This window comes from Ruegeria sp. THAF57 (assembly GCF_903914075.1).
Classification (GTDB): Bacteria; Pseudomonadota; Alphaproteobacteria; order Rhodobacterales; family Rhodobacteraceae; genus Ruegeria.
In genome coordinates this window covers 34,216-47,785 of sequence record NZ_CAIWNQ010000013.1, presented here as the reverse complement: position 1 = coordinate 47,785, position 13,570 = coordinate 34,216, and the positions used below count along the sequence as shown (strand labels likewise).

Below are 13,570 nucleotides of genomic sequence, written 5' to 3'. Positions count from 1 at the left end.
CCGGATCAGGAGAGAAAAGATATGACTGAATTTACCCTGACCAAACATGACGATGGCGTGGCCATCATCACCTGGGATCTGCCCGGGAAATCCATGAACGTCCTGACCGAACAGGGCATCGAAGACCTCAAGGCGGCTGTGGATGCGGCCAATGCCGATGATGAGATCAAGGGCGTTGTTCTGACCTCGGCCAAGCCCGGCAGCTTTGCCGCAGGCGCCGATCTGAACATGCTGGCCGGTGTGGCCGAGAGATGGGCGGGCAAGCCCGACGAGATGCTCGAAAACACCATGAAGGCCCATCACATCATGCGTGCGATGGAACGCAACAACATGGACCCCAAGACCAACAAGGGCGGCAAGCCCTATGCCACGGCGCTGCCTGGCACGGCTCTTGGTGCGGGGTATGAGGTGGCTCTGGCCACACACCGCATTTTCTGCGCGCCCAACCCCAAAGCCAAGATCGGCCTGCCCGAGATTCTGGTCGGTGTGTTCCCCGGCGGCGGCGGCACCACCCGTCTGATCCGCAAGTTCGGTCTGATGGCGGCGGCGCCTTACCTGTTGCAGGGCAAGACTCTGTCGCCGGATGCTGCCAAGAAGGCCGGTCTGATCGACGAGATCGCGGATGATCCGGTTGCGGCGGCGCGCGAATGGGTGCTGAATGCAACCGATGCCGACATTCTGAAGCCCTGGGATGTCAAAGGGTACAAGATGCCCGGCGGTGCCCCCTATCACCCGCAGGGTTTCATGACCTTTGCCGGATCGGTGGTCATGGCGCGCGGTCAGACTCAGGGCGCTTTCCCGGCTGTGGATGCGCTGCTGAACGCCGCGTATAACGGTGCGCTGGTGCCTTTCGACACCGCCCTGAAGGTCGAGGCGCGCTGGTTCAACAACCTGTTGATGAACCCGTCCTCGGCTGCAATGATCCGCACGCTGTTCCTGAACAAGGGTGCGCTGGAAAAAGGCGCGAACCGCCCCGACGTCCCTGATCAGACCGTGAAAAAGGTCGGTATTCTGGGTGCAGGCATGATGGGCGCGGGCATTGCCAACGTGTCGGCCAAGGCCGGGATCGAAGTCGTCCTGATCGACCAGACACAAGAGGCCGCCGACAAGGGCAAAGCCTATACCACCAATCTGATGGACAAGGCGATTTCCCGTGGCAAATCCACCGAGGAAAAGAAAGAGGCGCTGCTGTCGAAGATCACCGCTTCGACCGATCTTGAGCTGCTGAAAGACGTGGACCTGATCGTGGAGGCCGTGTTCGAAGATCCCGGCGTCAAGGCCGAGATGACCAAAAAGGTCGAGGCGATCATCCCCGAGGATGCGATCTTTGCGTCCAACACCTCGACGCTGCCGATCACCGGTCTGGCCAAGGCATCGGTGCGCCCCGAGCAGTTCATCGGCATCCACTTCTTCAGCCCCGTCGACAAGATGCTGCTGGTGGAAATCATCAAGGGCAAGGAAACCGGCGACCGTGCGGTGGCCAAGGCGCTGGACTTCGTGCGCCAGATCCGCAAGACGCCGATCGTGGTCAATGACGCGCGCTATTTCTACGCCAACCGCTGCATCGTGCCCTCGGGCTACGAGGCGTACCGCATGGCCGGTGAAGGCATTGCGCTGCCGCTGATCAACAACGCGGGCCGTCTGCTGGGCTTCCCCGTCGGGTCGCTGCAACTGATGGATGAGACCAGCGTCGATCTGCTGGGCAAGATCGCCCGTGCGACCATGCAGCAGGAAGGCGAAGACAGTGTCGATCCGCTGTCCTACAAGGTCATCTCGTTCCTTGAAGGGCAGGGGCGTCTGGGCCGCAAAGCCAATGCGGGCTTCTACGAGTATGACGAAAAGGGCAAGCGTCTGGACCTGTGGACGGGCTTCAACGACGAATTCCCGCTGGCCGAAAACCAGCCTTCGGTCGAAGATGTTCAGAACCGTCTGATGCTGGTTCAGGTGCTGGAAGCCGTCCGCGCGCTGGAAGAAAATGTTCTGCTGGACATCCGCGAAGGTGACGTGGGCGCGGTACTGGGTTGGGGCTTCGCGCCTTGGTCCGGTGGCCCGTTCGGTTGGTTGGATATCGTCGGTGCCTCGAAGGCCGTAGAGATGTGCGAGCAGCTTGAAGCCCAGCATGGCGAGCGGTTCAAGGCCCCCGCTTTGCTGCGTGAAATGGCCGACAAGGGTGAAACCTTCTACGGACGGTTCGCCGCCTAAATCATCAGGGGCACCGGGCTGTCCTGTCCGGTGCCTCTTATAGATATCGCGTTGAATGGGGAGGTTCAGATGCTCGACAATATTAACATTCAAAAGGCCCGGTCTCTTGAGGCTGAAATGCCGTGGAGCGCCCGGCAGGAACACAAAAGCATCTATCACATGCTGTCGTCGGTGGCAGCGTCTGCACCCGACAACAAGGCGCTGTCGTTTCAGATCACGTCAGATCCGAAAGACAAGGTTGAAACGCTGACCTATGCGGAGCTGCTGGCGCAGGTGACACAGATGGCGAACCTGTTTCATGAACTGGGCGTAGGCAAGGATGACGCCGTTGCGCTGATCCTGCCCAACAGCAATGAAACGGTTGTGGCCACGCTGGCTGCCATGTGCGTGGGCATCGTCAACCCGATCAACCCGCTGCTTGAGGCGGAACAGATCAGTGCGATCCTGCGCGAGACCAATGCCAAGGTCGTTGTCACCCTGCGCCGCTTTCCCAAGACCGATCTAGCGCAAAAGGCTGCTAAGGCCGTGTCCTTTGCGCCCAGCGTCAAGACCATCGTGCAGGTCGATCTGCTGCATTATCTGACGCCGCCGAAGTCCTGGATCGCGCCGCTGATCCGGCCCAAGAACCCCAACCATCACCACGCGCGCATCCTGCACTGGACCAAGGCGCGTAAGTCGCAGCCCTCGGACCGTCTGTTGTTCGAGGACACGCAAGAGGATCGCGTTGCCGCCTATTTCCACACGGGCGGCACCACCGGAACGCCCAAAGTGGCACAGCACCGGGTGTCGGGCATCCTCTATCAGGGATGGGCGTTGCGGCAGGAAATCCTGCAACCCGGCGAAAACATCATCTGCCCGCTGCCCATGTTCCACGTCATGGCCGCGCATCCGATCCTTCAGGCGACTTTGCAGACCGGCAGCCATTTCGTGATGGCCACGCCGCAAGGCTTCCGGGGCGAGGGCGTGTTCGAAAACTTCTGGAAACTGTGCGAGCGGTATCAGGCCAATTTCCTTGTCATGGTTCCCACCGCCGCGGCCGCTTTGTTGCAGCATCCCGTGAACGCCGATCTGTCGACCATGCGCTTTGCGGCCTGTGCCTCGTCTCCGATGCCGCTGCAACTGGCTAACCGGTTCGAAGACGCGACGGGCATCACCATTATCGAAGCTTACGGGATGACTGAAAACACCTGTGTGGCCTCGGTTAACCCAGTTGACGGCAGCCGCAAAATCGGTTCGGTCGGTGTACCGACGCCTTATTGCGACATCAAGATTCTGGACATTGCTCCGGATGGCAGTGCCCGTCGCGAGTTGGGCGTGGATGAAATCGGTGAGATCTGCATTGCCTCCCCCGGCGCGGTCCCGGGCGAGACTTATCTCGAGGCCGACAAGAACGAAGGCCTGTTCGTGATGGACAAGTACCTTCGCACCGGTGATCTGGGTCGGATCGACAGCGACGGGTTCATCTGGATCACAGGGCGCAGCAAGGATCTGATCATTCGCGGCGGTCACAACATCGACCCCGCCGAAATCGAAGAAGCACTGGCCGCTCATCCAGCCGTTGCACTGGTTGCTGCCGTGGGCCAGCCCGACAAACACGCGGGTGAACTGCCCTGCGCCTTTGTTCAGCTGGTCGAAGGCAAAACCGCCACCACGGATGAACTGATGACCTTTGCCAAGCAACATATTCATGAAAAGGCGGCCGTGCCGAAACATCTGGATATTCTGGCCGAGATGCCGACCACAAATGTGGGCAAAATTTTCAAACCCGACCTGCGCAAGGCCGCTGTAACCCGGATCTTTGATCACACATTCGCCGAGGCTGGTCTGAAAGCCCGAGTTGTTGACGTTACGGATGACAAGAAACTGGGGCTAGTCGCAGCTATAGAATTGGCATCACCTGATGATGAGGCTCGCGTCGGCGAAGTGCTGGCGGGCTTTATCCCGAAATGGAGAATTACGTAAATGACACAGGACGCGCCCAAAAACGGGCAGATCATCGTCGAACGGCTGGGCGCGGTTTTGCGCCTGACCATGGACAATTCGGGCAAAAAGAACGCCATCTCACGCGAGATGTATCTGCAAATGGTCGAGGCGCTGGATAGCACGGCCGAAGATCACAGCATTCGCGCAGTTTGGCTGCGCGGTGCGGATGGCGTGTTTTCCAGCGGCAATGATGTGAACGGGTTCAATGCGCCAAAAGGCGAGGAACCAGCCCCGGTTCAGTTCGTTCGGTCGTTGATCAATTACCCCAAACCCATCGTGGCGCAGGTCGAGGGGTTGGCCGTTGGTATCGGCGTCACTTTGTTGCTGCATTGCGATATCATCTATGCGGCGGATGACACTAAATTCCGTATGCCTTTCGTCAATCTGGGCGTGGTGCCCGAGGCTGGGTCTTCGTATCTGCTGCCCCGCCTGATGGGTGCCCCCCGCGCAGCCGAACTGATCCTGCTGGGCCGGGTGTTCGGTGCAGCCGAAGCGCATGAGTTGGGTCTGATCAGCCGTGTTCTGCCGCAGGCCGAGGTGGCCGATGCTGCGGAACAGGCTGTCACCGCACTCAGCAAACAGCCGCTGCGGGCGATGATGAAGTCCCGAGCACTGCTGCGGGACGTATCGGGTGAAGCTTTGACCGAACGTGTGGCCGAAGAATTCCGCCAGTTCTTTGAGGGTCTGCAAGGACCGGAATTCGCCGAAGCCGCCCGGGCCTTTATGGAAAAGCGCGAGCCTGACTTTTCCAAGATCGCGGTTTAAGAGCCGGCTGAAATGAAAGAAAGGATCGGAATGTCTGAGAGTGAAACAGTGACAGACGCAGACATTCCGGACCTTGCCGATCATCCGGGTTCGTTCTGGAAACGGTTCCGGGTGACCGCCGATGATCTGGACGGGTTTCACCACGTAAACAACACTGTCTATCTGAAATGGCTGGATGCAACGGTTTGGGAGCATACCCGTCATGTGGGTTTGTCCGAAGAAGCCTGTCTAGAGTTGAACCGGGGCATGGCCGTTGCCCGACATGAGATTGACTATCTGTCTTCGGCCCGTCTGGAAGACGAAGTTGTGGTGTTCAACTGGGTGTCGCTCAACGATCACCGCCTACGAGCTAGCCGCCGGTTTCAGGTGGTCCGGCTGCGTGATGGCCAGACGATATTGCGCGCCAAATCGGATTACGTCTGCACCAACCTGACCAACGGCCGCCCCGCGCGCATGCCCGAGATTTTCAAGACCGCTTATCCGGTCACGTTCCCGGAACAAGAATGAACAGAGCGTCAGGTCTGTTTCTGTTGGTCCAGTTTTTGCCGCCTCCAACTGCCCGGCGACATCCCAAAACGTTTGGAAAAGGCGCGCACAAAGCTGGAGGGTTCGGAATAACCCAACCGCAAGGCTGCGGTGTTCACGTCCATGTTGGCGGTGGTCAAAAGCTCTTTGCCGATGGACAGGCGCGCGTCGGACAGAACTTCGCGAAAGCTGGTATTCTCGGCGGTCAGGCGGCGGCGCAGAGTGCGCTCTGCGACAGACAGCTTTCCGGCGGCATATTCCATCGACGGATTGTCGGCAATCTCGGGCAGGATGGCATCGCGTACGCGTTCGGCCCAGCTATGGTGTTCAGGCTCGGTGCCGCTCAGCAATTGGCTGAGTTGCTGGCGGCAGTATTCCAGCGCGCGTGGATCGGATTTGGGCAGCGGCATCTCCAGCATCGCGGCAGGCATGATGATGGCGTTGACATCCCTGTTCAGCGCCACGTTCAGTCCCAGCTCATCTTGCAGGGCACGGGCAAAACCGGGGTCGGTCTGAGTGGTCAGAAACCGGAAGCCTCGCATTTGGACAGAGGGCTGCAACTGTTTGCTGAAATTGGCCAGCACCGTAAGATGGCGCGCCAGAACAAAGGGCTGGACATCCGGCGGCAGGCCGGTGGCGTCAAACGTCAGCATCGGGCGTTCCTGGCTTTCGTCCAGATCCATCCGCGCGATCAAAAAGGACAGGTTGGCAAAGTCAATCGCCACCCGCAGCGCCGCTTTCATCGTCGGACTACTGAGGATGGCATAGCCCCAGATGCCAAAAATCTCGGGTCGATAGCGTCGCCCGATCTCGATCCCCAAACCCGGATTTGCGGGTGTGTGACGCAGGAAATTTGCAATTACATCAACCTCTTGCGCCAGAGACACCCGCGTCTCGGCGTTATAAAGGTCAAAGGGATTCAGCCCCGTTCCCTTCAGGCACGCGTCGGGTGTCAGCCCGTAGTTTGGCGCGGCCTCGCACAGGATTCTGATACTGCCGGGCGAACGGCTTTGCAGGTGTCTGTCCATGCTTGAATATTACGCAAACTGGCCGGAAATGTCAAAAATTCGTCCGAACTTGTCATCCACATATCCGTCCCCTCGCACGATATTGACGGAGGGAGGACAACGATGAGATCACTAATTGCCATTCAGGAAGGCCAGATCACTCTGGACCAGATCAAAGAGCTTGAGGCGATGCTGCGTCAGCATTACGCCCAGCATATCGGCCCGCACAAGCTGACGGTTCTGTGGAATGTCGCGGCGACGCATCACACGATCACCGACCGGGAATGGTCGCGCTCGTCCAATGTGACGATGGAAGTGCCGGACGGCCTGCCCGAGGATCAGCGCCAGCATTTCCTTGAAACGCTGGACCGCAGTTGGCGCAAGGTGACGGGGCAGCACCCTGACCAGACATCATTCGGCGCGTTCGACCAATCGCGGTACCGCGAGATTTTCAAGGCCAATTTCGAACGGTTCTCGGCCTATGGCCGGATCAGTTTTCTTACCAAGACCCTGACGCGGGCGATGCTGTCCAAGGCGCGCCATGGGGTCATGATCACTCAGTTTAATCAATAGGGGGGTTTAGCCATGCCTTTATACACAATTGCGACGCGCAAACCCCTGCCGGAACAGATGCGGTTCGACATCGCGCAGGTCATCACCGATGTGCATTGCGGGCTGACCGGTGCGCCGACGGAATTCGTCAATGTGATCTTCATGACCGGCTATCACATGCGCCGGGGGGCTGTGCTGGGCCTGAACGGCAATGTTCGTATGGGCGGTGACCGGAACGCGGACCTGTACCAACGGTTGCAAGCCGACATGCATCGCCGCGTGGCCGAGGCTGCTGGGCTGGAGCAAGCGCGGGTGTTCGTCAAGTTGATTGGGGTTGAACCGCATTGGGTTGTCGAAGGCGGTATGATCCTGCCGCCGCCCGGCGAAGAGGCGGGATGGTTGGAACGCAAGAATGCGGTCCATGCCGAAATGGGGATCGCGTCGGCCTGAAACGGACGTCGTACGAAACGGAGGGTGTTATGCAGGAATCTCATCTCAAACCGGTCGCAGCCGAAATGCCGGATCTCGAGTCCATCCTGATCGCGCAGAAACAGGCCTATCTGGCCGACCCCGCACCGGATCACGCCACGCGTATCCGGCGTCTGGATAAGCTGCACAACGCGCTGCTGGACAACAGGGCGCGGATCATCGCGGCGGTCAGTCAGGATTTCTCGAACCGAGCCGAGGCCGAAACTGAATTGGCCGAGATCATGCCGCTGTTGGATGGGATCGCTTATTACCGCAAACGGTTGCGCGGCCTGATGAAGCCGCAACGCCGCCATGCGCCCCTGACGCTGATGCCCGCACGGATCGAGGTGCAGTATCAGCCCGTGGGCGTGGTGGGCATCGTGGTGCCGTGGAACTTTCCGATTTTTCTGGCCCTGTCGCCTTTGGTCGGTGCCCTTGCGGCGGGCAACCGAGCGATGCTGAAAGCGTCGGAATTCGCCCCCGCCTCGGGCGATCTGCTTCGCGAGATCATCGCGGAAATTTATTCCGCGGATGAGGTCACAGTGGTCACCGGCGGGGTCGAGGTGGCAAGCGAATTCACCAAGCTGCCCTTTGATCATCTGGTGTTTACCGGCTCGACCCAGGTCGGCAAGATCGTGATGAAGGCCGCCGCCGAAAACCTGACGCCGGTCACGCTGGAACTGGGCGGTAAGTCCCCGGTGATTATCCACCCCGATTTCCCGATCGCCGAGGCTGCCAGCCGCATTGCATTCGGCAAGGGGATCAATGCGGGGCAGGTTTGCGTGTCGCCCGACTACATCCTGTGCCCGCGCGATCAGGTGAACGCGTTTTGCAGCGACTTCGCGGACACCATGCGCGGGGCCTATCCGTCCCTGCGCGACAATGGCGATTTTACCGCAATCATCACTGACCGACAAAAGACCCGGCTGGATGGGTATCTGAAAGACGCCACCGACAAGGGGGCCGAACTGATCACCATCAACCCACAGGCCGAAGACCTGGGCAACACCCGCAAGATGCCGATGACCTTGGTTCTGGGGGCCACCGACGACATGCTGGTTCTGCGCGAAGAGATCTTTGGCCCGATCCTGCCCGTGATCCCCTATGACACGATTGAGGAGGCGATTGCCTATGTGAATGCGCGCCCGCGCCCGCTGGCGTTGTATTATTTTGATTGGGATAAAAAGCGCGCAGATGACGTGCTGGCCCGTACCCATTCCGGTGGCGCTTGCGTGAACGACACCATGAGTCACGTGATGGCCGACGATATTCCCTTTGGCGGCATCGGACCTTCTGGGATGGGGCACTATCATGGCAAAGAAGGGTTCCGCAATTTCTCAAAGGCAAAGGGCGTGGTGCGCAAGGGCCGGATCAACGCCACCGCTTTTGTGGCGCCGCCATGGGACAACTTCATGTTCAACGCCCTGCGCAAGATGCAGGCGTTGCGTTTCCGCCGTCGGCGTATCGGACCCGGATCATGACTGATACCTACGATTATATCATCGTCGGCAGCGGCTTTGGCGGTTCGGTCAGTGCCTACAGGCTGAGCCAAAAGGGATACCGCGTTCTGGTCGTTGAAAAGGGGCGCCGGTATACCGAGACGGACTTTTCCGAAGGCACAACGCGCCCCGGCCGATGGCTTTGGTTGCCCCGTTTGGGGATGCGCGGGATCATGAAGCTGACCTTTCTGCGCCACGTGGCCGTCATGTCGGGCGTGGGTGTGGGCGGCGGATCGCTGGTTTATGCCGCGACGCTGCCGATGCCAAAGGACGGGTTTTATGACACAGGCTCATGGGCGGGACTGCGGGATTGGAAAACAGCGCTCGCCCCCCATTACCGTACGGCGCAACGCATGTTGGGGGCAACGCGGAACCCGACGCTGACCTCGGCCGACAATGCCTTGCGCGATCTGGCCCGCGATATCGGGCGCGAGGATGCCTTTCGTGCGACGGATGTGGGTATTTTCTTTGGGGATGCGAAACAGGCCGGCGCGCCGGTTGCTGATCCGTTCTTTGACGGTGAAGGCCCGATGCGGCGCGGTTGTATCCAATGCGGCGATTGCATGACCGGCTGTCGGTATAATGCCAAGAATTCACTGGATAAAAACTATCTCTATCTGGCTGAGAAGCTGGGGGCCACGGTATTGCCCGACACCGAGGTGACGGATGTCCGGCCCGCCGGTCTGCCGGATGGCAGTCAGGGCTATTTCATCGCAACGCGCACCTTGCTGGGCAGGGCGCGCGTATTCCGGGCCGGGGGCGTCGTGTTCTCGGGCGGGGTGATGGGCACGGTGCCGCTGCTACTGAAGTTGCGCGACAAAGGATCGTTGCCGCGCCTGTCGCGGATGCTTGGCCACGATGTGCGCACAAACAATGAATCGCTGTCCACCGTGACCGCGACCGGCGACAATCCGGGGTTCAACGAAGGGGTCGCCATCGGCTCGATCCTGCATCCTGATGAGCATAGCCATCTGGAACCCGTTGTGCTGGGTCCGAAGTCGGGGCTGTGGCGGTTTTTGGCGCTGCCCATGGCCACCGGCAAAAGCTTTGCCGCGCGGATGAAATCGCTTGCGGGCTATGTGCTGCGCGACCCGGTCAACATGATGCGTGCCATGTTCACCCGCGATTTTGGCGGGCGTACGGTGATCTTGTTGTTCATGCAGCATCTGGACAGCGCGGTAACGCTGAAACGCGGTCGGTTTGGTCGGTTGGCCACAAAGATCGAACCTCATCAGACCGCACCCACCGCTGACCTGCCTGAGGCCAACGAATTGACCCGCCGGATGGAAAAGTTGGTCGGCGGCAAGGCTATGCGCGGCTTTACCGAGGTGGTTCTGGGCGCACCGTCCACCGCGCATATTCTGGGCGGTTCAGTGATCGGGGCCGACGCGGACTCGGGCGTGATCGACAGCGAAAACCGGGTTTTCAACTATGCCAATATGCTGGTCTGCGACGGTTCGGCGATCTCGGCTAATCCGGGTGTGAACCCGTCGCTTAGCATCACGGCGCTGGCGGAACACGCCATGAGCAAGATCCCCGCAAACGGGCAGCGCGATGTGCGCCAGATCGAAAATCAGCCTGTACCTGAACCTGAAACGGTTCAGGTGAAGACCCAAAAAGTAAACGCCTGACGCGCGCATGGGACGTTAAGGGAGGAGGAGCATGAAAGATATGGTCACAGACGCAGCAGGGTTCAAAACCCTGTCGGATATTCAGGCGTTCGAACAGACCCCACTTGCGGCGCAAGACATGCCCGCGACGACATTTGCCGCCTTGCAGAAGGGCGCGGCGATCAATCCGGCCGCACCGGCGATCAGCTTTTTTGTGTCGGCCAGGGATTTCGCGCGGCCCAAGGTGGTGACATATGCCGATCTGCTGGCCAAGGTAACACAAACGGCCAATGCTCTGCGGCGGCTGGGGATTGGCCGGGACGACGTGGTGGCCTATGTGCTGCCGAACCTGCCCGAGACGCATTTTGTCATCTGGGGCGGCTCTGCCGCCGGTCAGGTGCTGGCGATCAACCCGCTGCTTGAGGCAGACCAGATCGCGGATCTGCTGCGTTCGGCCAATACCAAGGTGCTGGTGACGCTGGAAAAAACACCCAAGACCGACCTGTGGGAGAAATGCGTGCAGGCGCTGGATTCGGTGCCCAGCATTCAGCATGTCGTGACCTGCTCGGTGTTTGACTGGATGGATGGTGCGGCGGCCAAAGTGTTCGGCACGCTGGGCAAGCTGCGCGCCGGATCGCTACGCGTGGGTGGGCGCAAACTGCCTGTGATCCGCTTTCCGTCTTTGATCGCGGGGGCGAAATCCGACGGGCTGGAATTCGCGCCGCCCGCGCCCGGCGATATCTCGACCATGTTGTGTACCGGAGGCACCACCGGCTTGCCCAAGATCGCGCGGCGCACCCATCGGTCCGAGGTGTTCGATTGCTGGTCGGCTGCGCAATTCAACCCGCAGGTGGCCACACCGGGCCGGGCTGTGTTCTGCGGGCTGCCGCTGTTTCATTCAAACGCCATTCTGATCACCGGGCTGCTGGCCTTCATGAACGGGGCGCATGTGGTGCTGGCTACGCCGCAGGGCTATCGCGGCGACGGGGTGGTGGCGAATTTCTGGCGCGTCGTGGATCGCTACAAGGTGGCCACGTTCTCGGGGGTGCCCACCGTCTATTCGGCCCTGCTTGAGGTGCCGCGCGAGGGGCTGGACATCAGCTCGCTTGTATTCGGGGCCTGCGGCGCGGCACCCATGCCGGTCGAGCTGTTTAACGAATTTGTCGAAAAGACCGGCGTGCCGATTGTCGAAGGGTATGGGCTGACCGAGGGGGCCGTGGCCTCGTCCCTGAACCCGACGCATCCTGACCGGCGGCGGATCGGCTCCATCGGGTTGCACCTGCCGCATCAGGACATGCGCTGCGCCATTTTCGACGACCGGGATGAGTTTGTCCGCTGGGCCGAAACGGATGAGGTCGGCGTGATTATGATCTCGGGGCCCAACGTGTTCGAGGGCTATCTGATCGACAGTCAGAATACGGGGATTTTCCTGGAACAGGGCGGCCAGCGCTGGTTCAACACCGGCGATCTGGCGCGGCAGGATGCGGATGGCTATTTCTGGATGACCGGCCGCAAGAAAGAGCTGATCATTCGCGGCGGCCACAATATCGACCCCAAGATCATCGAAGAGGCCATGCACGCCCATCCCGGCATCACCATGGCGGCGGCGGTCGGGCGGCCCGATGTCAAGGCCGGGGAACTGCCGGTGCTGTATTTTCAGGGTGACGACATCCCGACGCAGGAGCTGTTCGACTTTGCGCACCAGCATGTGCCTGAACGCGCCGCCGTGCCCAAAGAACTCATCCGGCTAGAGGAGCTGCCCGTTACGGCTGTGGGCAAGATCCACAAGGTCACACTGAACATGATGGAGGTCGAGCGCACGATCCGCGCCGAGGCCAAAGCCGCAGGTCATGAGATCGAAACCCTTGAGGTCGTGCAGGATGCCAAACGTGGCATCGTCGCACGGCTGCGCGTGCACTGTGGAACCGATGATATGCGCCACTTGCTTGGCCGCTACACCTTTAACGTCGATTTCATCGACTGACTCAGAACCGGCCCGTACTGAGGAGGCGGGCCACCAAAATCAAAAACGGGAGGAAGTTCGTGGATTTTGCAATCAATGTGGTCATCCCGACCGCGCAGGCCTTTATCATGTTTTCGCTGGGACTGGGGCTGAGCATCGCCGATTTCCAGCGCGTGTTTTCGCGCAAGACGGCCTTTGCCGTGGGGGCGGTTTGTCAGGTGGTGATCCTGCCGCTGATGGCGTTTGCCGTGGCAACCCTGCTGAACCTGCCCCCGATCATGGCTGCGGGTCTTATGATCCTAAGCTTTTGCCCCGGCGGCGTGACCAGCAACATCATCACCAAGCTGTCCTGCGGCGATGTGGCGATGTCGGTGTCGCTGACGGCGGTGGTCAGCGTGCTGTCTTTTATCACAGTGCCGCCGCTGGTGACGTGGGCGGTGCTGCATTTCATGGGTGAGGCCGCGCCAGATTTCTCATTTATTGATATTGCGTTCTTCACATTCCTGCTGACCACGGTGCCGGTGACGCTGGGTGTTTTGGTGCGCCATTTCCTGCCGAAACTGGCGATTGCCATCGAACGCCCGGTTGAGATCATCGCGATCATTTTCTGGGTCGTCATCGTGGGCGGTGTTTTCTACGGCAACCGCGCGATTATCGTTGAGCTGATGCCGGTCCTCGGGCCCAGCCTGTTCATCCTGCCCATCGGCATGATGCTGGTTGGTTTGATCCTCAGCCGTGCGTTCGGCCTGACAGGTCGCGAAGGCAAGACGGTTGGGGTCGAAGCCAGCATTCAGAACTCGCCGCTGGGGATCACACTGGCCACGGTTCTGATGGGCGGTATCTCGGCTACCAGCAATGAACTGGCGATGCCCTCGGCGATGTATTCGGTGACGATGTATCTGGTGGCGATCTCGTTCATCTTCCTGTTCCGCTTTACGGATGCCGACAGGCGGTCGGTGCCCGCGGAATAGACCGGGCGCGCAACGGGCGGGCGCG

At 60.1% G+C, this 13,570-nt stretch carries 11 protein-coding genes; 10 read left to right on the top strand and 1 reads right to left on the bottom strand.

Annotated features, from left to right (window positions below):
• The first annotated feature begins 21 nt into the window (after positions 1-21).
• The 4 genes from RUESEDTHA_RS20495 (at position 22) to RUESEDTHA_RS20480 (ending at position 5,457) form a co-directional block, all read left to right on the top strand.
• Positions 22-2,202 (top strand): 3-hydroxyacyl-CoA dehydrogenase NAD-binding domain-containing protein, encoded by a 2,181-nt coding sequence (locus RUESEDTHA_RS20495; protein WP_180888452.1) that lies wholly within the window; start codon positions 22-24, stop codon positions 2,200-2,202.
• A 69-nt stretch (positions 2,203-2,271) separates the two neighbouring features.
• Positions 2,272-4,164: an acyl-CoA synthetase gene (locus tag RUESEDTHA_RS20490; RefSeq protein WP_180888451.1), complete on the top strand. Its 1,893-nt coding sequence runs from the start codon at positions 2,272-2,274 to the stop codon at positions 4,162-4,164.
• A complete protein-coding gene (locus RUESEDTHA_RS20485) occupies positions 4,165-4,950 on the top strand; it encodes an enoyl-CoA hydratase (protein WP_180888450.1) in 786 nt (261 codons plus the stop codon).
• A gap of 30 nt (positions 4,951-4,980) precedes the next feature.
• Complete coding sequence (locus RUESEDTHA_RS20480) at positions 4,981-5,457, top strand: thioesterase family protein (RefSeq protein ID WP_180888449.1); 477 nt, start codon at positions 4,981-4,983, stop codon at positions 5,455-5,457.
• 8 nt (positions 5,458-5,465) lie between these two features.
• Here the strand turns inward: RUESEDTHA_RS20480 and RUESEDTHA_RS20475 are convergent, their stop codons facing one another.
• Entirely contained in the window at positions 5,466-6,503 is a 1,038-nt protein-coding gene (locus RUESEDTHA_RS20475) for an AraC family transcriptional regulator (RefSeq protein WP_180888448.1), read from the bottom strand.
• Between the two features lie 102 nt (positions 6,504-6,605).
• Between RUESEDTHA_RS20475 and RUESEDTHA_RS20470 the strand changes: the two genes are divergently transcribed.
• From RUESEDTHA_RS20470 to RUESEDTHA_RS20445, 6 genes are read left to right on the top strand one after another with little or no spacing between them, the layout of a single operon-like run.
• The gene (locus RUESEDTHA_RS20470; RefSeq protein ID WP_180888447.1) at positions 6,606-7,055 is read left to right on the top strand and encodes a hypothetical protein; all 450 of its coding nucleotides are present in this window, start codon (positions 6,606-6,608) and stop codon (positions 7,053-7,055) included.
• Positions 7,056-7,067: 12 nt separating this feature from the next.
• Positions 7,068-7,484, top strand: coding sequence for a 4-oxalocrotonate tautomerase (locus tag RUESEDTHA_RS20465; RefSeq protein WP_180888446.1), 417 nt, complete (start codon positions 7,068-7,070; stop codon positions 7,482-7,484).
• A gap of 29 nt (positions 7,485-7,513) precedes the next feature.
• Positions 7,514-8,983, top strand: a complete 1,470-nt coding sequence (locus RUESEDTHA_RS20460) for a coniferyl aldehyde dehydrogenase (protein WP_180888445.1) — start codon at positions 7,514-7,516, stop codon at positions 8,981-8,983.
• On the top strand, positions 8,980-10,632 hold the full coding sequence (locus RUESEDTHA_RS20455) for an FAD-dependent oxidoreductase (protein ID WP_180888444.1): 1,653 nt from the start codon (positions 8,980-8,982) through the stop codon (positions 10,630-10,632). Before RUESEDTHA_RS20460 ends, RUESEDTHA_RS20455 begins: the two co-directional genes overlap by 4 nt.
• 31 nt (positions 10,633-10,663) lie before the next feature.
• Positions 10,664-12,595 (top strand): acyl-CoA synthetase, encoded by a 1,932-nt coding sequence (locus RUESEDTHA_RS20450; RefSeq protein WP_219635919.1) that lies wholly within the window; start codon positions 10,664-10,666, stop codon positions 12,593-12,595.
• A 59-nt stretch (positions 12,596-12,654) separates the two neighbouring features.
• The gene (locus tag RUESEDTHA_RS20445) at positions 12,655-13,545 is read left to right on the top strand and encodes a bile acid:sodium symporter family protein (RefSeq protein WP_180888443.1); all 891 of its coding nucleotides are present in this window, start codon (positions 12,655-12,657) and stop codon (positions 13,543-13,545) included.
• The last annotated feature ends 25 nt before the right edge of the window (positions 13,546-13,570 follow it).

Coding starts and splice junctions, on each gene's coding strand:
- RUESEDTHA_RS20495 (WP_180888452.1), top strand. CDS start 22: ATGACTGAATTTACCCTGACCAAACATGACGATGGCGTGGCCATCATC.
- RUESEDTHA_RS20490 (WP_180888451.1), top strand. CDS start 2,272: ATGCTCGACAATATTAACATTCAAAAGGCCCGGTCTCTTGAGGCTGAA.
- RUESEDTHA_RS20485 (WP_180888450.1), top strand. CDS start 4,165: ATGACACAGGACGCGCCCAAAAACGGGCAGATCATCGTCGAACGGCTG.
- RUESEDTHA_RS20480 (WP_180888449.1), top strand. CDS start 4,981: ATGTCTGAGAGTGAAACAGTGACAGACGCAGACATTCCGGACCTTGCC.
- RUESEDTHA_RS20475 (WP_180888448.1), bottom strand. CDS start 6,503: ATGGACAGACACCTGCAAAGCCGTTCGCCCGGCAGTATCAGAATCCTG.
- RUESEDTHA_RS20470 (WP_180888447.1), top strand. CDS start 6,606: ATGAGATCACTAATTGCCATTCAGGAAGGCCAGATCACTCTGGACCAG.
- RUESEDTHA_RS20465 (WP_180888446.1), top strand. CDS start 7,068: ATGCCTTTATACACAATTGCGACGCGCAAACCCCTGCCGGAACAGATG.
- RUESEDTHA_RS20460 (WP_180888445.1), top strand. CDS start 7,514: ATGCAGGAATCTCATCTCAAACCGGTCGCAGCCGAAATGCCGGATCTC.
- RUESEDTHA_RS20455 (WP_180888444.1), top strand. CDS start 8,980: ATGACTGATACCTACGATTATATCATCGTCGGCAGCGGCTTTGGCGGT.
- RUESEDTHA_RS20450 (WP_219635919.1), top strand. CDS start 10,664: ATGAAAGATATGGTCACAGACGCAGCAGGGTTCAAAACCCTGTCGGAT.